This is a genomic window from Capilliphycus salinus ALCB114379 (assembly GCF_047276495.1).
Taxonomy (GTDB): Bacteria; Cyanobacteriota; Cyanobacteriia; order Cyanobacteriales; family Microcoleaceae; genus Capilliphycus; species Capilliphycus salinus.
In genome coordinates, this window is record NZ_CP178543.1 from 5,296,286 (window position 1) to 5,316,018 (window position 19,733).

The following is a 19,733-nucleotide window of genomic DNA, read 5'->3' on the forward strand; positions in this document are numbered from 1 at the left end:
CTGTAAACTTTTTTCACGCTATCACTGATAACTGAAAACTGTAAACTGTAATGAACTCGCCCCTACGCTTGGAATTCTTGATGGGTCGGATATCATATCATTGCCTTGACAATTTTTAGTTAGTTTGAAGTTAATTACATTGAAAAAATGGCTGAAATTTTAGGAACTCCGGGAAATGATGATCTCGCCGGTACCGTCGAGAATGATTTTATGTTTGGGTTGGAGGGAGAAGATACGATTAATGGCGCTCTCGGAGATGATACGATTATTGGAAATCAGGGTAGAGATATTGTTTCGGGGAATGAAGGCAATGATATTTTGTTTGGAGGTCGAGATAATGATTTTATTAACGATCAAATCGGTTTGAATCAAATTTTTGGTAATTTAGGGAATGATCTTTTAGCCGCAGGTGGCGGAGATGATAGTCTTTTTGGCGGTCAGGGTAATGATAATTTATTTGGCGGTCAAGGTAATGATATTATCTCTGGGGATAAAGGAGATGATTTATTAATTGGCGTCGATATTACCGTTTCTAACCCCGGACAGGGAGAAGTTGATACGTTTAGCGGGGGGACGGAAAGTGATATTTTTGTCGTCGGAGATGAGAATCAATCTTATTATCTTGGGGGTGGAAATGCGGATTTTGCATTGATTACTGATTTTGCACCCACCCTAGATCGAATTAATATTAATCAGAGTAGTAGTCAGATTCGATTTCTTGATTTTACCTTCGGAGATTTCGGGGCCGGTGTGGGAATTATTGCCAGTGAAGATTTGATTGCTTTTCTTCCCGGTGTGAATGCAGGACAATTAGAAATTGGTCGAAATATCACCCCTGTAGTTTAATCATTTATCGGTTTAATTTCTCCGATCTCCGGTAACTTCCATTGAGATTCTCAACTGTAGAGACGTTGCAGACAACGCCTCTATTTTTTCTCTAGTTCCTGTTTCCGACTATAGCATTATTTTCTATATTTTATATAAAAGTTTAAGATGATATCATGTCCGACTAATCAATCTGAAGCGATGTAGGGGCGGGAACGACCGCGATCTTGACGACTACTCCGAGATTAAACTAAACCCGCCCCACCCCCATAACACGCATTAATCAAACGGACATCATATGATTAATACAGAGAAACCATCGGATCTAAAGTTAATAAACGGCTAATTTCATCAGTTTGAAATCCGAGGGCCATTGGTCGTTGAACGCCCGATAAAATCTGCACATCGTACAATTCTGTAATTATCCCTTCTAATCGTAACCAATTGATAATTTTACCTGTTTTCAAATCAATTACCATCAAACCACAACAAGGTTTAACATGATTTTTATCTAAGTTATCATCTAATTCTAAGCCCGAGAAAGTTCCCTCTCTAGGTTTTGATAATCCCACAATTGCCCAATTTTCCCAAAAGGCTAAACCTCGTAAATAACCGGGGCAAAATGTAATGGGTTCAAATTTCCCTCGCTCTAAATCAATATAACCAAAATAACCCCGACCTGAGTTCAACACCCACAATTTTTCTTGATAAAAACGGGGAGAATGAGGCATTGATAATCCCGTGAGAATGATTTCATTTGATTTAACATCAATCACACACCCTCCATTTTGCCTTTGTTCTCGCCAGCCATCAACATAATCAACCTGACTCACCGCCGTTACATAGCCCGGTTCTCCGTCTACCATCGCCAAACCGTTGAGATGACAACAATCTTGATTGATAATTTTAGAAATAAAAGGCGGTTTCCAAAGCGGCGTACAACTATTTTCTAGACTAACCGTTGCCAAACAATTGAGTAACGTACTGACAAAAATGATGCGATTACTTTTATCTATCGCAATATCATGGATATCTAAATCTCCAGTTGTGTAGCCAATTCTCGGAATATAAAGATGATCGTAACCATTATAAAATTGTCCTGGTTTGAGAACATTATTAAATTGCCAGAGTTGATATTTTGAACTCATGTAGAGTTGTTCGGGTGTGGTATATAATCCCATCGCCCGGTCAAATAATCGCTCAAAACCTGAAATTCCGCCATTTTGATTCACACCTATTAGTAATAGTCGTGAGGTTTGATAAGTTGTAAAGGCTAAACTAATTTGCTTCTCTTGCAACCAGTCCGTGAAATGAGAAGAAGCGGTAATTTGGGGTGATGTTGATGGCGGTTGTTTTGAGTCAGTTTTGGATTCCATCATTAAAGGTATAGACTATTTTAATTGTAGCTTATTAGCAGATGAGAGACGTTCGAGATGAACGCCTCTACAAGTAGTCTTCTAGATTTGAACGAATGGATCAACAGCGATGAAATCAGGAGTTTCTACCCCCCTGAGAATGGCAAGTACATTGTCTCCCAGACTGATTTCTGTATCGTTTCCGTTCGCAGTAATAGACAGTTGGTCGGGGGTAATTTCCTCCGCTAAACCAATCAAATCTATTCCCAGTTCAAAGTCAACAATAGTATCAATTCCTTCACCTTCGGCGAGGACAAACGTATCCATTCCTTCACCGCCAGATGAGTCATCCCCAGTCAGGGTATCATTGTCTAAACCGCCTCGCAATAGATCATCGCCATCATCACCAAAAAGTTGATCCTCTCCTTCACCGCCGAAGAGTTCGTCATTACCGCCTTTACCGCCAATTCGATCATCACCCTTACCTCCAATTAGCGTATCATTACCGCCATCTGAACCACCAGGAGAACGATTATTTAGGTCCCCTCGGATGAGATCATCGCCATCACCTCCCTCAATTAGGTCATTACCCAAGCCACCCGCCAGAACATCATCACCTTCTAAACCTTCGATAACGTCGTCTTCTGTGCTTCCAACTACGGTATCATTTTCGCTCGTTCCGACTAATACATCATCATCACCATCATCATCATTATCATCATCATCATCATCATCATCGCTGTTGTCTGCTTGATTGATCAATACCGAGACTTCTTGAATGAAAGAGGAATTCGGTTGCGCCAAGTCTAGATTACCATCTCCGTTGAAATCAGCCAAGGTAAACGAACCAAAATTGTTCCGTTGGAATGGAGAGTTTTCGGCAGGATTCAAATTCCCTTGCTCATCTCCGAGTAACACGGTAATCTGGTTATTTGAATAATAATCAACAAAAATATAGGAACTGAGTGCGGCATCGAACTGACCATCACCGTTGAAATCGCCTACAATTAGATCACTAACTGATTGATTGAGTTCAATCGTTTGTTGAAGTTCTAAATTCCCCGTTCCATCTCCTAAAAAGACTTCCAGGCTATCTTCAAACAAGAAGGAGTTATTGGGATCAGCTTCACTGGTGACTGCTAACAGGTCAAGATTTCCATCACCATCAATATCTGCCGATTTGAAGAATTTGGGATTTTCGACATCAACATCACGACTTCCACTAAATTCGCCCTCTCCGGTTCCAAACAGCACTGAAGTTTGAAGACCAAAACTGTAAGAATTGTAGGAACTTCGCTCAACTACGAGGTCAAAATTACCGTCTCCATTAAAGTCACCAATTGTTGATGGTTTTCCAGATAAGACTTCAATTGGAGTGCTAGGTGAGTTCAACTCTCCTGTTCCATCTCCTAACAGTACCGAAGAGCGGTTGACCGAATTACCCGACTCATAATTATAGACATAATATTCCTTAACCAGGACATCAAGATTACCATCGCCGTTGAAATCTACCACATCAATTTCATTGGGAAATTGGAAGTCTTGAGCAAGAGGAATACTGCTACTTTCTTCAAATTCTCCGTTGCCATTACCTGACAAGATTTGGATGCTGAAATTTCCAGAAAAACCATTGACAACTACGAGGTCAGATATGCCATCGCCATTCATATCTCCGGCTGCAACTTGATTGATATTTTCAAGTTCAATCTGCGTACCTGGGGCAAAATCTCCTTGTTCGTCTCCGAACAAAATATCCACAGTTTGTTTGAACAAAGAGGTGGAGATTTCGAGATCTTCTAACCCATCGTTGTTGGCATCGGCAACGATAACGTTGTTAATATTTTGTCCCAGATCAACACCTTGATCTAAGCTAAAATCTCCTGATCCATCTCCTAATAGTAATGAGAGTGTACTCTGACTACTATAAGTATAGTTATCAAAGTTAGATACAGTTGTCTGAACGGCTAAGTCGAGATTACCATCTCCGTCAAAGTTTCCAGTTTTGAAAATTCCGGAAAACCCATCAAACTGAGTTGTAAAGCTGGCATCCGATGAGAATTCTCCGGACTCATCTCCTAGAAATACGGAGACGTTTGTTTTATTGGTAAATGAGGTGTCATCAAAGATTGTCTCAACAACGGTTTTGTCTACCGAACCATCATTGTTTAAATCTGCGAAAAGAGTTGGAATGAAATTGTCAATTTCAAAGGGAGATCCGGGTACGGGAGTAAAGCCATTCTCATCCCTCAATAACACTTCAACCTGCGAGGGGAAAATGGAAAAATTCTGGAATTGCAGATCGCTTAAGCCATCATTATTTACATCCGCAACCGTAACGTTGCTAACATTTTCTCCGAGATCAACACCTTGATCTAAGCTAAAATCTCCTTCTCCATCTCCTAATAGTAATGAGAGTGTACTCTGACTACTATAAGTATAGTTATCAAAGTTAGATACAGTTGTCTGAACGGCTAAGTCGAGATTACCATCTCCGTCAAAATTTCCAGTTTTGAAAATTCCGGAAAACCCATCAAACTGAGTTGTAAAGCTGGCATCCGATGAGAATTCTCCGGACTCATCTCCTAGAAATACGGAGACGTTTGTTTTATTGATAAACGAGGTGCCATCAAAGATTGTCTCAACAACGGTTTTGTCTACCGAACCATCATTGTTTAAATCTGCGAAAAGAGTTGGAATGAAATTGACAATTTGAAAGGGAGATCCGGGTGCAGGATCAAATGTGACCACACTATTGTTAGACGCTTCGAGCATAATTAATCGCCTCTGGTTATGAAAGTGTATTTGTTCTGTACAAATCTAGGTTGCTACATTCGTACAGCAATTTTTTACCAAATTCACCAAAAGCATTAGAGATTAAGGTACCTTTAAATCTCTAATACTTTGCATTCAATACTTTTAAGCTGCTATGTGTTGAGCAGCTTTCTCGACAAAATCATCGCTAATCTTTTGTTCTGTTACAGCATGAGGAAAGGCAATGCTTACAAAGTAGATTAGAACTCAAGCTGTATATCACCCATGAGTCAACTTTATTCACCTCTAACTTAAAAGTCAATTACCTTTACTGAATCTTTAAAAATGGGCAAGATGAACTTTGAACAACAGCTTTTAATGTAGAGCAGACCCTGAAAATTCCAGTTTTTACTGCAATTTTTACTATTACCATACTAGGAAACTTTTCATCGACTTACCAGTCACACAAATGAGGACTTGACATTATTCTACATTTATGGTTATACTCTTGAATTGTCGTTGAAGAGTAGGGGGAAGTGAACAGTTATAAATACAGGAGACAGGAGACAGGAGACAGGAGTTAGAAGAACTGGAGTTGGGAAAAAACTGTTAATTGTTAACTCCTTTGACTGGTCACTGATAACTGATAACTGATAACTGATAACTAATAACTGTAAAAACTGATAACTGTAAACTGTAATGAACCCGCCCCTTTGAGGGGATTATTGATTATTATCAGCAGATGAGAGGCGTTCGAGATGAACGCCTCTACAAGTAGTCTTCTAGAGTTGAATAAATGGATCAAGAGCGATGAAATCAGGAGTATTTACCCCACTGAGAATAGCGAGTACATTGTCTCCTAGACTGATTTCTGTATCGTTTCCATTGGCAGTAATAGACAGTTGGTCGGCGGTAATTTCCTCCGTTAAACCAATCAAATCTATTCCCAGTTCAAAGTCAACAATAGTATCAATTCCTTCACCTTCGGCGAGGACAAACCTATCCATTCCTTCACCGCCAGATGAGTCATCCCCAGTTAGCGTATCACTGCCCAAACCGCCTCGCAATAGATCATCGCCATCACCTCCGGAGATCAGGTCATTACCCAACTCACCCGCTAAAACATCATCACCTTCTAAACCTTCGATAACGTCGTCTTCTGTGCTTCCAACGAGGGTATCATCTCCGCTCGTTCCGACTAATACATCATCATCACTATCATCATTATCACCATCATTATCATCATTATTATCATCATCGCTGTTGTCTCCTTGATTGAGCAATACCGAGACTTCTTGAGTGTAGGAGGAATCAGGTTGCGCCAAGTCTAGATTACCATCTCCGTTGAAATCAGCCAAGGTGAAAGAACCAAAACCATTTCGTTGGAATGGAGAGTTCTCGGCCGGATTCAAATTCCCTTGCTCATCTCCCAGTAACACGGTAATCTGACTACTTGGATAATAATCAAAAAAGTTATCGGAATTGAGTGCGGCATCGAACTGACCATCACCGTTGAAATCGCCTACAATTAGCTCACTAACTGATTCATTTAGGGCGATGGTTTGTTGAAGTTCTAAATTCCCCGTTCCATCTCCTAAAAAGACTTCCAGGCTATCTTGAAACAAGAAGAAACCATTGGGATCGGTTTGGCTGGTGACAGCTAACAGGTCAAGATTTCCATCACCATCAATATCTGCCGATTTGAAGAATTTGGGATTTTCGACATTAACATCACGACTTCCACTAAATTCGCCTTCACCAGTTCCAAACAGCACTGAAGTTTGAAGATTAGCACTGTAAGAATTGTAGGAATTTCGCACAGTTACGAGGTCAAAATTACCGTCTCCATTAAAGTCACCCACTGTGGATGGTTTTCCAGATAAGACTTCAATGGGAGTGCTAGGTGAGTTAAACTCTCCGGTTCCATCTCCCAACAGTACCGAAGAACGGTTGACCGAATTATTTGCAGGAAAATAAAAGCCATTATCTTCCTTTATAACGATATCAAGACTACCATCGCCATTGAGATCGACAACATCAATCTCATTGAGATATTGAAAGTCTTCATTCAGAGGAACACTGCTACTTTCTTCAAATTCTCCGTTCTCATTACCTGAGAATATTTGGATGCTGCGATTTCCAGGAAAACTATTAAAAAATACGAGATCGGGTATGTCATCGCCATTCATATCTCCGGCTGCAACCGGACTGGAAGATTCCAGTTCAATCTCCGTACCTGGGGCAAAATTTCCTTGTTCGTCTCCGAACAAAATATCAAGAGTGGCGTTGAAAGATGAGGTGGAAATTTCGAGATCTTCTAACCCATCGTTGTTGGCATCGGTGACGATAACGTTGTTAACATTTTCTCCCAGATCAACACCTTGATCTAAGCTAAAATCTCCTGCTCCGTTTCCTAATAGTAATGAGAGTGTACTCTGACTGCTATAAGTAGAGTTATCAAAGTTAAATACAGTTGTCTGAATGGCTAAGTCGAGATTACCATCTCCGTCAAAGTTTCCAGTTTGGAGAATTCCGGCAAACCCATCAAACTGAGTTGTAAAGCTGGCATCCGATGAGAATTCTCCGGACTGATTTCCTAGAAATACTGAAATGTTTGTTGTGTCAGTTAATGAGGTTTCATCAAAGATTATTTCAGTAATGGCTTTGTCTACCGAACCATCGTTGTTAAAATCTCCGAAACTAATCGGATTGAAATTGTCAATTTCAAAAGGAGATCCGGGTACGGGAGTAAAGCCATTCTCATCCCTCAATAACACTTCAACACTGCTACTTTCTGGAATGGGCAAAAGTGAAGGTTCAGAAGGAATCGGTTCTACAGGTAAAGGATCATCGCTTGAAATGGGTTCAGAAGAAATCGGTTCTACAGGTAAAGAATCATCGCCTGAAATGGGTTCAGAAGGAGAGTCTACCACTGGAGAAGGTAAGAGAGGAAAGACGGGAAACTCTTGGATTTGGAGATCGCTTAAGCCATCATTATTTACATCAGCAACCGTAATATTGCTAGCATTTTCTCCGAGAGCAACTTCTTGATCTAAGCTAAAATCTCCTCCACCATTTCCTAATAACAATGTGAGTGTATTCTGACTACTAAAAATATCGTCATCTGAGTTCAATACATTCCTTTGAAGGGCTAAGTCGAGATTACCATCTCCGTCAAAGTTCCCAGTTTGGATAGTTTGACCAAACCCCTCAAACTCAGTTGTAAAGCTGGGATTCGATGAGAATTCTCCTAATTCATCTCCTAGAAATACAGAGACATTTGTTGTGTTTGTAAACGAGGTGTCATCAAAGATTGTCTCAACAACGGCTTTGTCTACCGAACCATCATTGTTAAAATCTGCGAAACTAATCGGATTGAAATTATCAATTTCAAAGGGAGATCCGGGTACTGGAGAAAATGTGACCACACTATTGTTAGAGGCTTGGAGCATAATTTAATACTCTCTGGTTATGAAGTAATGTTTTTTTGGTCTAGAAAATGGGCTTTATACCATGTCCGGTTGATTAATGCGTGTTCTGGGGGCGGGTTTTTTTAATTGAGTAATGGGTGTCAGAGATGGTTTAGAACCCGCCCCTACATAGTCCTAATCGATTAGTCAGATATGATATTACACTTGATTGTTCAAGTGTAGAAAATTCTCTGATAAGTAGTTGCCAATTTGCCTGAAATTGTGTGACTTTTTGTAACATTATCAGAAGCCAATGTTTTCCGATGTGATTTTCAGACCATAGAGTTGAATCGAAACCTTCGTTCACTACTGACCATAACGGTTTTATATAGGGATTGAGGACGAAAAACGGCTGCGTCTGCAACTCCTCAAACCGAACTTCGAGGGTTAGATTGACGCTCTAATGGTGTTCTATATAAGTTTCTGAAATTGCCCTGCTTTTTTTCGGAGATTCGATACTTTTTTTTATAAACTTTTTTAAGTAGCGTTGAAAAACCCGGTTTCTCAATAGAAACCAGGTTTTTGGGATGTACACAAGAGGCGATCGCACACCGATGGACTTGTCCCCCGGTTCATCTGGATGAGAGAGTCAAATTGAACTCTATCATTGATTGATTATTCAAGACTTTTGGGGAAAGAAAACATCCAACAGACTTGACCCAATCAGCCGTTTAAACGACTGCAAACAAAACATTTTCAAGCTGTTTTATGGCTTGATCTAAGTTATCATTAACAACCTCTAAATCAAATTCTTTGGCGGCATTAATTTCTTCTGCGGCTCGTTTTAAACGTTTCGCGATCGCTTCGTCCGAATCTTGAGCGCGACTTCTCAACCGACGTTCTAATTCTAACATAGAAGGCGGGTGAATAAAAATTAATTGCGCTTGGGGAAATCGTTCTCGAATTTGTCGGGCGCCGATCAACTCAATTTCTAATAAGACCGACTCTCCGGCTTCAATGCGTTTTTTAACCGGATCTAGGGGAGTCCCATAATAATTTCCGGCAAATTCCGCCCACTCTAACAACTCTCCATTCTGCACCATTTCTTCAAAGCGATCGCGATCAACAAAATAATAATGTTTGCCGTCAATTTCACCGGGACGGGGGGGACGGGTGGTGACAGAAACGGATAAATGAAGTTGACGATGGCGTTCCAAAAGTTGGCGGACTAGAGTACCTTTACCAACTCCACTCGGCCCTGTAATTACAATTAATCTACCTTGAGATACCATATCATTCTCTGTATGTTTTTCCAAATTTGTCTCGGGTTCGAGGAAGGAACCCGGAAAATATTTTGATATTATGACACTTTACAAGCCCAATCTAATCAGAAATTTTTCGAGCGACAAGTACAATTGAATCGAGACTAGGTGTTAGAATCTTCTCGGTTGAGAACAAATCGATGAGCAACAGTTTCCGGTTGGATAGCAGAAAGGATAACATGACTGGAATCGGTAATAATTACAGCCCGAGTCCGACGGCCATAGGTCGCATCAATTAATTGTCCTCGATCCCGTGCATCTGTAATGATACGCTTGATCGGAGCAGATTCAGGACTAACAATGGCAATCACTCGGTTGGCTGAGACAATATTGCCAAAACCGATATTGATAAGTTGAATATCCATGTTTGGCCTGGGAATAGGGATCACAGAGGCTGGTAGCTCTTAATTTAATGATAGAGAGAATTTATGAGAGTTACAAGCTGAAAACTCATCCAAAATACTGATTTTAGATGAAACTGACGGTTTGAACCTTTTTTTTCGCTCATCCGTCAAAACAGTTACCCCTGATCCGCTTCTGATTTAGCTGCTGAGGTTGGCATCTCTTGAAATTATTTTTATCCGGTTTTTATTACTTTTTCTCGGCGTGAACGTAGTCAACAAAATAAAATTTGGGTTCTAGCCAAAACTTCAACAAAGCGTAAATTCCCAAACCGATTAAAGCGGTGATAACTAAGGGTAAACCGACTCTTAAACGCCAAAAATCAGGTAAAATAGCCGCAGTAGAAATGGCGATCGCACTCAGAACCAATAATCCAATTTGCCAGCGTTGAACGGCTTTTAACGCTCGCCGGCAACTGCTACAATGTTGAGTATGTTGCTGATAGCGATCCAAAATTTCTCGTCGAGTTTTATTCGTCGGTAAGACGTCCGGTTGAGAAATTCCCACCTGTTCCCAAGGTAATTTTCCCCCGCTATACTGATCGAACCATTTCCGAAATTCTATCACCAACCGATCCGCTTCTGTGGGAAGTTTATAAGCGGTTTTCCAACTTTGGGTTTTCTGCTTTTGTTGGAGAAAACGTTCCTGTTGGTGTAAAAAAATCATATCCCCATCCAAAACCAAATTCCGAGTTTTAACGTGTTCCCACCATCGGGGAATAATTTTATTCAATCTTTGGGCAAAGTTGCGGGTAAACAGGGCGACAATTCTTGATTGTCCGGGGGAAACGGGAACACAATAAGTAACCAAACCCACTTGTTTACCATCGGTTCCGAATTCTATTTCATATTCTAAACGACAGGGCGGTTCAAAGGTTATTTTTGTCTTTAAAAAACCCTCGTATTTGGCTTCAATAATATCGGCTTGAGATCGAATAGTTTTTAGAGGAATAGGCTTGCCTTTCTCGCGATTTCCTTGAACTCCATGATGAGCAAAAGGAACGTGACTGGGGTCAGCAATATTTTCAACTAACGTTTGCCAATCATATTCTAAATCCCGCACGTAAGACGACCAAACAAAGCCTTTACTCGCATCAATTTGAGGGGATAAAGGTAAAGGAGTATTTGCAGCTTGTTCGGTTGAATTTGGGTCGGCCCAAACCCACAGTAAATCATTAACTTCTTGAGTCGGAAATGTTCTTACACAAAAATTATCTTTATTTTTACTAACAATCTCCGGTTTTTCCGCCTGGGGAATTGACGTACAAATCCCGTTTTCATCAAATTCCCAACCGTGATAACTACACATTAAATTACCCGTTTTTTCATCAACTCTACCCTCGCTCAACGGTGCTAAACGGTGGGGACATTCATCCAAAAATACCTGATAATTTGGGCTATTTTTCGGCTTCCAAATAACGAGATTGATTCCTAAGAGTTTAACCGGGGTTGGTTGTTCGGGATTGAGATCTTCGACGGGTGAGAGGGGATACCAATTTTGAAAAAAGTTAAATTCAGTTCGCATAAATTCGGAGGAGTAATAGGGAGAATTTTGCTTGAGTATTGGCTTTTATTATTGTACAACACCTGAGAACACAAAAACCCGATAACTTTTGCGCGTACCGGGTTATTCTAGCCGTAGGGCGGGTTTATATAAATTGTTTGTGGGAAGACATAAATCGGCTCAGAACCGGCCCCTACATCACTGATAGGTAACAATAAGTTATAACAAAAAACCCGGTAACTTTTGTGCGTACCGGGTTATTATAGAGGAAAATACAGTTAAAAATCGATACTCAGCGGCGCTCTCGGGAAAGGAATCACATCGCGAATATTGCCCATTCCGGTCATAAATTGTACCACCCGTTCAAAGCCCAAACCAAATCCCGCATGAGGAACGGTGCCGTATTTTCTTAACTCCAAATACCACCAAAGTTCCTCGGGGTTAACGTCCATTTCTTTCATGCGACTTTCGAGAACATCTAAGCGTTCTTCCCGCTGAGAACCGCCAATAATTTCCCCAATTTTAGGCGCCAAGACATCCATCGCCCGAACGGTTTTTTCATCGTCGCCCAACCGCATATAAAAGGCTTTGATATCTTTCGGATAATCGGTAACAATTACGGGTTTTTTAAACAATTCTTCAGCCAAATAACGTTCGTGTTCCGACTGCAAATCCAAACCCCAGCTTACCGGGAATTCAAAATTTTTATCCGCCTTTTCCAAAAGCTTAATTGCCTCGGTATAGGTGAGACGTTCAAATTGGTTGTTGATAATATTGTCTGCGGTTTCCAAAACCGTTTTATCAATGCGTTGGTTGAAAAACTCCATATCTTCCGGGCATTTTTCCAACACATACTTAAAGATGTATTTTAAAAACTCCTCGGCCAAATCCATATCGCCTTGTAAGTCACAAAAAGCCATTTCCGGTTCAATCATCCAGAATTCTGCTAAATGGCGAGAAGTATTAGAATTTTCCGCCCGAAACGTCGGCCCAAACGTGTAAACATTTCCAAACGCCAACGCCATAATTTCAGCTTGTAACTGACCGCTAACGGTTAAAAAAGCCGGTTTTCCAAAGAAGTCTTGACTAAAATCAACCTCCTTAGATTCTGTTAGCGGTAACTTTTTAAAATCTAAACTTGTGACCCCAAACATTTCCCCCGCACCTTCGCAGTCACTCGAGGTAATAATAGGAGTATGAATCCATAAAAAACCCCGTTCTTGAAAGAATTGATGAACCGCCGCCGAACAAGCATTTCTGACCCGAAAAACGGCACCATAAGTATTAGTTCGGGCGCGTAAATGGGCAATTGTGCGTAAAAATTCAAAAGAGTGACGCTTCTTTTGCAACACATAAGTTTGGGGGTCAGCATCCCCATAAACGATAACAGACTCCGCCTTGAGTTCCACCCGTTGTCCTTTAGCCGGAGACTCCACCAACGTTCCGGCAACCTCAATTGATGCGCCCGTGTTAAGCTGTTTGAGAGTATCTTGATAGTTCTCGATATCGGGATTCAGTACCACTTGCAAGTTCGCCATTGCAGAACCATCATTAACTTCTACAAAAGCAAATTCTTTGAACTCTCGCTTGGTTCGTACCCAACCTTTAACCGTTAATGCTTCATCGGGTTGACCACTTCTGAGTATTTCTGCAATGCGTCGCGTCGTCATACAATCTATTTCCTTAAACAAACTGACTCGGGAATCGAGTCATCGCAGGCAACGCCTTTTCAAGGCGGTGTACCGATGACCGATTTTTGCCTAATCTTACTGTTCACACTATAGTTCACCCGTTCGGGAGTTGGAAGGAACGGTGTCAGGTTTGTAGGGGCGGGTTCTGTCTGCGAGGTATATTTTCCTAGCAATAATATTGCTAAACCCGCCCAACCCCTGTAGGGGCGGGTTCAGTCGGGATGTATGTTTTCCTAGCAATAATATTGCTAAACCCGCCCAGACAACAGCAATGACGGGTCAGGGACGGGTTTATAGAAGTTGTTGCTTAGAAGACATAGATTAATTGCAGAACCCGCCCCTACAATACTGGTCACTGTTCACTGTAAAAGACCAATTCCTGGTACAATGAACAATTAACGATTTCAATCAATGTTGAGGAGACCGATTCAATGCCACAAGCGGTTGGCGTGATTCAAACCCTTGGCTTTCCGGGTGTGCTAGCTGCGGCCGATGCGATGGTGAAAGCCGGACGAGTGACTTTAGTTTACTATGGGTTAGCCGAACGGGGTCAGTTTATGGTTGCGATTCGGGGTGGGGTTTCTGAAGTGAAACCCGCAATGGAAGCAGGAATTAGAGCGGCAGAGAATACCTTTGGTTGTACAATTATTACTCACTATACTATTCCTAACCCTCCCGAAAACTTGGAAGCTGTTCTTCCGATCGCTTATACCGAAGAGAGCGAACCGTTCCGAGTTTAATATCGTTTCACCGATTAGCAAAGCTAAAGCTTAACATAAGTATGAATTTGATCTAGACAGTCGCCAATCTTCTTACAATCAGTTTAGTTCAATCCGATCATTTTGCATTCATTCATCAGGAGAAGTTCCATGTCACAACAAGCCGTTGGCGCACTCGAAACCAAAGGATTTCCCGGAATTCTAGCTGCCGCCGATGCGATGGTGAAAGCCGGCCGTGTTACCTTAGTCGGTTATATTCGGGCAGGAAGTGCGCGTTTTACGGTAATGATTCGGGGGGATGTCTCCGAAGTTAAAACGGCTATGGATGCCGGAATTGCAGCAGTAGAGAAGGTGTATGGGGGGGCATTGGAAACCTGGGTGATTATTCCTCGTCCCCATGAAAACGTCGTTGCAGTTCTTCCGATTGATTTTAGCGAAAATGTCGAACAGTATCGGGCGGCGGCCGAAGGTTTAACCCTTCCGGGACTGCCAAACGGTAGATAGACCATCGGGGAATCGGGACAAAATGTAAAGATTTTGATCGGATTTCCGATTCGATTGAGTCGGGGATAGCAAAAATAATAGATACAATCGCGGCTTCGGGAATTTCCGAAGTCTAGTTTTGCGTTGATGTTTTGAGGGTTCTGATCAATTGTCCCTGTTCCCTATGTCCCGAGTGAGTTGCACGGTTGTAGAGATCCTAGCTAGCATATAGCAGGTCAATAAAACCGATCACCTTAGAGAGGAATTATCAAAGTATGAATTTACTTGAGAAAATGTTTGGTGTTCAGGATACAGACCGCCGAATATCACTATCTCCTGCCGAAGCCTTTGCAGCTATAGCTGTGGCGGCGATCTCAGCCGATGGCTACCTGTCTAACGAAGAACGTCATCGCATTGTCGAGGTCCTATCCCAGGTCGATCTGTTTCAAGGATACTCCGAACAACGCCTGACGGAACTGTTAGAAAAACTGTTTAACCTGCTGTCGGTGCGAGGAATCGATCCGTTGGTGGCGATCGCCAGGGAGTCATTACCGCACCAATTGCAAGAAACAGCATTTACCGTCGCCGTTGACTTAGTATTAGTCGATGGGGAGTTATCTCCGAAGGAAAAAAGCTTTATCGTGCGTCTGTGGAATATTATGGATATCCCCGTCGAAACGGCTTCTCAAATCTTAGATCTCAAAGTTGAGGAGTATGATGCCGTCGAGATCGCCAATCAAAGCTAATTAACATTCGTCTCCTCACTCAACTTCTGGGTTTGCTCTCTAAAATCTGTTCGTAGGCTTGGATCGTGGTACGGGCGATCGCATCCCAACTATAATGTTCTAAAGCAAACTGTTTCGCATTGTTCCCCCGTCGCCGTCGTTCCTGTTGATTTTCTAAAGCCGATCCAAGCATGGCCGTGATTTCATCCACTTCACAGGAACTCACCCAACCTGCTTCTGCAAGTTTGACTTGTTCGCAAATCTGCACACCATCAGAAATCATCACAGGTATTCCCGCTACCATAGCTTCGGCTACCGCAATGCCAAAATTTTCATAATAGGACGGTAAAACAAACAAATCAGCCTGCTGCAATAATCTCGCTTTTTCTTCCCCGGTGACAAACCCTGGAATTGTCGTGTATTCTCCGAGAGTAGACTGTTTAATCTGGGTTTGAATTTGGGTTTCGTAGGCGGGATCTTGAGGATTCGATCCCGCTAAAATAAATTGAAACTTGTATCCGGTTGCTAACAGTCGTTCTAACGCCGGAATCAGCAAGTTTAGCCCTTTTTTCGGTTCAATTCGCGACATGAACAAAATCACCGGGGGATCATTTGGTACTGTGTTGTCCGCTTGATATACAGGAGGATTCACCCCCAACGGAATCACCAAATCTCGGGTTGATACCCCAAAACGTTCGGAAATTTGCGCTTCGGGTTGGCTGGTAAAATGCAAAGCCGCAGCCCCGGCAATATTAGGCCGTTCTAATAGGGTTGCATAAATTTGTTTCAATTGCTTTTTTTTCTGCAAATCGGCCGGATCGAGGGTTCCCAAAGGGCGCAAAATATAGGGCAATTGACGCATCCTCGCCACCGTCGCCGAAGCGCTACTGACCGGAGAAAATAAAGCGTGAATGTGAGCCAAATCAAACTCGCCCGCGTGTTGCCACAACCAGTTTAAGAGATTGAGGGAAAATTTATAACGTCGAAAGGGCGAACAGCGAAAATAACGCACGGTGTAGCCATCTTCCGACACGGGTTGGTTGAGGGGAACATCCATTGGCGGTTGACCCGTATCGCCGTTTGAGTCTGTCGTTAAAATGGTGACATCTACGCCTTGGGTCGCCAACGCCGCCGACAGTCCCCGCACCATCTGACTGGGGCCACCGTAAACTAAAGCTATGGAAGGAATGATTTGAAGTATTCGCATTTTACAGTCACTCATTACCAGTCACCCTTCGGGTATCTCCTTCGGAGACGCTGCGCGAACGGCAGTCGCTTCACTTGGGGGGACCCCAAGACCGCGCTGCAACACCTGTCACCAGCGCGTTCCTTGCGACTTGGCGGCTTCCGTCGAGAGCGCGTTCCTTGCGACTTGGCGGCTTCCGTCGAGAGCGAAGTTCGTGCATAGAGTTATTTCAGTTTACAGTAAACAGTTTCTCCCCACCTCCCCACCTCCCAACTCCTGACTCCTAACTCCTGACTCCCAACTCCTTTAAAATTTAATTCGCTGTCGGTGGTTGGCGACAGACTGCACCAGTCCAATGGCTATAAAATTACTCAATAGCGCCGAACGCCCATAACTGAGCAGGGGTAAAGGAATACCTGTCACCGGAGCCAAACCGATATTCATGCCAATATTAACAAATACCTGAAACACCATCATACATAAAACGCCAATGGCAATCAGGGAACCAAAGGTATCTTTTGCGGTTAAGGCGATCATCACCAAACGCCAACACAAAACCCAAAAGGCGAGCAACACGCAAATACAACCAATAAACCCCAATTCTTCGCCAATGGCTGAAAAAATAAAGTCGGTATGTTGTTCGGGGATAAAATCTAACTGGGTTTGGGTGCCTTGATGGAGTCCGCGTCCGTAGAGTTGCCCCGAACCAATAGCGATCCGAGATTGTATTAAATGATAACCGGCGCCGAGGGGATCTTGTTCGGGGTTGAGAAATCCGGTTAGACGTTGTTTTTGATAATCTTGGAGCAAACCCCAAAAGAAGTTTCCCAGTTTTCCAGCACCCAAATTGGCTAAAACCGCTAACGGCGCCGTTAACCAACGCAGGGGTAAACTCCACCAACCGACAAACCCCATTAATACCGCCCAAACAATACCTGCATCTTCGTAAACGGTGAATAAAATCACCGAAGCGATGGGGGCGACTAATAAAATTAACCAACCGGGATGAACGTTTCCCCAGTAAAGCATTCCCAGGGTGATCGCTCCGAAGATCAGGGAGGTTCCCAAGTTGGGTTCGATAAAAACTAATCCCCAAGGAACTGCGGCGATCGCTAACATTCTAATCAAATCGGGAATGGTTGGGCTGGTGCGTTCGTGTAATAATGCCGCCAGGGTGATGATAATCCCGACTTTGGCAAATTCTGACGGTTGAACGTGAAAGCCGCCAATATTAATCCACCGTTGCGCCCCCAAAGCGGTTGTCCCGATAATTTGTACCGCGATCAGGGCGATAATGCTGGCAATATAAATAACCCATTTCCATCGCAGCAATTTTTCATAACGACAGCGGGAAATCACGATGGCGGAAACTAAACCGACTCCTCCGGTGATCCAATGTTGCCACCAGTCTGTTAAGCCTTGGTTAAGTTCGACACTGCGGATCATCACTCCGCCTAAAACGGTCAAACCGATACACAGCACAAACAAAAAGAAATCTACTTGTTCCCAAGCGGAAAAGGGGGTTCGCCGACGTCTTCCCAGGCGTATTTTATCTATCATAGTTTCGGGTCGTGTTTTGAATGGTGGTGTTTTATTTATTGTTTTCAAACGCTTTTAGGCACAGTCGGGAGTCCCTGGTTTAGATTTTTTAGTTGGTGGCTGTCGGTTCATAGAGGTACTCGAAGGCGTTACCATCGAGATCTCGACCGTAAAACGATGCGGTACCGTCTCGGTGTTCGTGTATGGGGCTGACGTCTACGCCTTCGGTTTTAAGCTGTTCGTAGGCGGTTTCCATTTCTCCGCGATCGCTAAAGACGAACCCAAAATGGGCACCTGCTTGGTCATAACCGGGACTGAGGAGGGCTAACCCGTCTTCTCCGGCTTTGAGATAGGCCCAGTCTGTATCTTTCCAAACCAGTTTCATGCCTAAATTTTTATAGAATTTTGCCGCTTTGTCTATATCGTTGACGCAGATGGCAACGTGTCCGAGTCGTTTCAGTTTCATGGTCAATATTTGTTAATATGCTTTTCTGCTGATTATTTTACCGCTTCTGTTGTGACCTGACCGACGGGGTTAGCGCGATCGCGCAGGGGACTGACTGCATAAGTTCTAACAATTGGGATATAGGTTAAATTGAATGGCTCAAGTGTGTTACACGTTCATAGCTATAACTTCAGTACGCTCTCCCGCTTGGGTAGGGTGTATTTTTTATTGACTATCGGTCAAAAACCCGGTTTCTCATCAGTCCCCAAAAACCCGGTTTCTCAAAGAAACCGGGTTTTTTATTCTAGTTTTTTATTCTAGAAAAGCGGATATTCTTCTGCCGGATAAGCCGACCATTCCCAGGTTGAACCGGGATAATTTTTGGCGGAAAATCCTAAGTCCACCAACACGGTTGTTAACCACGCCGATCGCACGCCTCCGGTACAATAACTGACTATTTCTTTGTCGGGTGTAATCCCTTTTTCTGCCAATTTTTCTAAGATTATTTCTCGGGAAAATAACATTCCCTTTTCATCGATTAACTCTTTATAATAAAGGTGAATAGCTCCCGGTAAATGACCGCCCCGTTGTTCTCCGTAGGGGGTTTCTCCGGCATATTCTCGGGGTTCTCGACTGTCTAAAATTACTAAATTTTTGTCATTTAAACGGCTTTGGAGTTGTTCGCGATCGCTCTGCCAATTTTGACAGCGTTGAACTTGAAAATCTCCCGTTGGGGATTGAATCGGTTTTAGATGACTTTTAACCCTTAAACCGGCTCGAACTAACGCCCCAAAACCGCCATCAACCCAAACCGCTTGAGAATGACCCAAACTGCGTAACATCCAAACGATGCGACCGTCTTCGCCCCATCCGGTTTTCGGGTCAATATAAACGATAACCGGTTTGTTCTTAAAAATACCCAGAGCTTGTAATTTTTTAGTTAAAATGCGATCGTCGGCGAGCAGTTTTCCGCGATCGCTGGCGGCTTCGGGTGAAAAATCCTGCCAACGGACAAAAGTGGCATTTTCCAGGCGTTCTAAGTGTAACATCGGGAACGAGCGGGCATCTAAAAGGGTGGCACCTTGTTCGGTGAGAATTTTAGCCTGTTCGCCGCTGACGATCCATTGTTGTTGTAAGCCTTCGGGGTCAATGCGAAGTCCGGCAAATTCAGATCGAGGTGAACTTTCGAGGCTCGGAGTCCCAAACCGCAGGTAAGCGTATACCGCCCCCAACCCGATCAAGCCAAGTCCGGCCAATCCCAGAAAACGGAAAGGATAGTTAAAAATACTGAGTGCAATGGCATCGATGAGCAACTTTTTCCCCTATGAAGACTGGATTCCTAAAGAAAAAGCAAAGAAAATCAAGTGTTAACAGAGA

At 42.9% G+C, this 19,733-nt stretch carries 15 protein-coding genes; 4 read left to right on the forward strand and 11 right to left on the reverse strand.

All coding sequences use genetic code 11. The features are described 5' to 3' along the window. Positions 1-147 precede the first annotated feature (147 nt). Positions 148-846 carry a calcium-binding protein gene (locus ACL6C3_RS21490; RefSeq protein ID WP_413161084.1) on the forward strand — a complete coding sequence of 233 codons (699 nt, stop codon included), beginning with the start codon at positions 148-150 and terminating at the stop codon, positions 844-846. Between the two features lie 281 nt (positions 847-1,127). On the opposite strand, the gene ACL6C3_RS21495 is transcribed toward ACL6C3_RS21490, so the two are convergent. The 7 genes from ACL6C3_RS21495 to asnS all read right to left on the reverse strand — a co-directional run bounded on the left by ACL6C3_RS21495 (position 1,128) and on the right by asnS (position 13,238). Further along, positions 1,128-2,204, reverse strand: coding sequence for a TIGR03032 family protein (locus ACL6C3_RS21495; RefSeq protein ID WP_413161085.1), 1,077 nt, complete (start codon positions 2,202-2,204; stop codon positions 1,128-1,130). Positions 2,205-2,282: 78 nt separating this feature from the next. Continuing rightward, positions 2,283-4,952: an FG-GAP-like repeat-containing protein gene (locus ACL6C3_RS21500; protein WP_413161086.1), complete on the reverse strand. Its 2,670-nt coding sequence runs from the start codon at positions 4,950-4,952 to the stop codon at positions 2,283-2,285. A gap of 761 nt (positions 4,953-5,713) precedes the next feature. Further along, positions 5,714-8,383, reverse strand: a complete 2,670-nt coding sequence (locus tag ACL6C3_RS21505) for an FG-GAP-like repeat-containing protein (protein ID WP_413161087.1) — start codon at positions 8,381-8,383, stop codon at positions 5,714-5,716. Between the two features lie 689 nt (positions 8,384-9,072). After that, on the reverse strand, positions 9,073-9,633 hold the full coding sequence (gmk, locus tag ACL6C3_RS21510) for a guanylate kinase (protein WP_413161088.1): 561 nt from the start codon (positions 9,631-9,633) through the stop codon (positions 9,073-9,075). 134 nt (positions 9,634-9,767) lie between these two features. Further along, entirely contained in the window at positions 9,768-10,028 is a 261-nt protein-coding gene (gene remA / locus ACL6C3_RS21515) for an extracellular matrix/biofilm regulator RemA (protein ID WP_413161089.1), read from the reverse strand. A 226-nt stretch (positions 10,029-10,254) separates the two neighbouring features. Next, positions 10,255-11,589 (reverse strand): Rieske 2Fe-2S domain-containing protein, encoded by a 1,335-nt coding sequence (locus ACL6C3_RS21520; protein WP_413161090.1) that lies wholly within the window; start codon positions 11,587-11,589, stop codon positions 10,255-10,257. Positions 11,590-11,846: 257 nt separating this feature from the next. Continuing rightward, positions 11,847-13,238, reverse strand: a complete 1,392-nt coding sequence (gene asnS / locus ACL6C3_RS21525) for an asparagine--tRNA ligase (protein ID WP_413161091.1) — start codon at positions 13,236-13,238, stop codon at positions 11,847-11,849. A 452-nt stretch (positions 13,239-13,690) separates the two neighbouring features. Between asnS and ACL6C3_RS21530 the strand changes: the two genes are divergently transcribed. From ACL6C3_RS21530 to ACL6C3_RS21540, 3 genes are all read left to right on the forward strand, one after another. Further along, complete coding sequence (locus ACL6C3_RS21530; RefSeq protein WP_413161092.1) at positions 13,691-13,999, forward strand: carbon dioxide-concentrating mechanism protein CcmK; 309 nt, start codon at positions 13,691-13,693, stop codon at positions 13,997-13,999. A gap of 129 nt (positions 14,000-14,128) precedes the next feature. Further along, positions 14,129-14,482 carry a carbon dioxide-concentrating mechanism protein CcmK gene (locus ACL6C3_RS21535; RefSeq protein WP_413161093.1) on the forward strand — a complete coding sequence of 118 codons (354 nt, stop codon included), beginning with the start codon at positions 14,129-14,131 and terminating at the stop codon, positions 14,480-14,482. A 254-nt stretch (positions 14,483-14,736) separates the two neighbouring features. Then, entirely contained in the window at positions 14,737-15,207 is a 471-nt protein-coding gene (locus ACL6C3_RS21540; protein WP_413161094.1) for a tellurite resistance TerB family protein, read from the forward strand. A 19-nt stretch (positions 15,208-15,226) separates the two neighbouring features. Here the strand turns inward: ACL6C3_RS21540 and hpsP are convergent, their stop codons facing one another. From hpsP to ACL6C3_RS21560, 4 genes are all read right to left on the reverse strand, one after another. Next, entirely contained in the window at positions 15,227-16,393 is a 1,167-nt protein-coding gene (gene hpsP, locus ACL6C3_RS21545) for a hormogonium polysaccharide biosynthesis glycosyltransferase HpsP (RefSeq protein ID WP_413161095.1), read from the reverse strand. Positions 16,394-16,678: 285 nt separating this feature from the next. Next, positions 16,679-17,932 (reverse strand): rod shape-determining protein RodA, encoded by a 1,254-nt coding sequence (rodA, locus tag ACL6C3_RS21550; RefSeq protein WP_413161096.1) that lies wholly within the window; start codon positions 17,930-17,932, stop codon positions 16,679-16,681. A gap of 88 nt (positions 17,933-18,020) precedes the next feature. Then, positions 18,021-18,377 carry a VOC family protein gene (locus ACL6C3_RS21555; RefSeq protein WP_413161097.1) on the reverse strand — a complete coding sequence of 119 codons (357 nt, stop codon included), beginning with the start codon at positions 18,375-18,377 and terminating at the stop codon, positions 18,021-18,023. Positions 18,378-18,673: 296 nt separating this feature from the next. Beyond that, on the reverse strand, positions 18,674-19,669 hold the full coding sequence (locus tag ACL6C3_RS21560) for a sulfurtransferase (protein WP_413161098.1): 996 nt from the start codon (positions 19,667-19,669) through the stop codon (positions 18,674-18,676). Between the last annotated feature and the right edge of the window lie 64 nt (positions 19,670-19,733).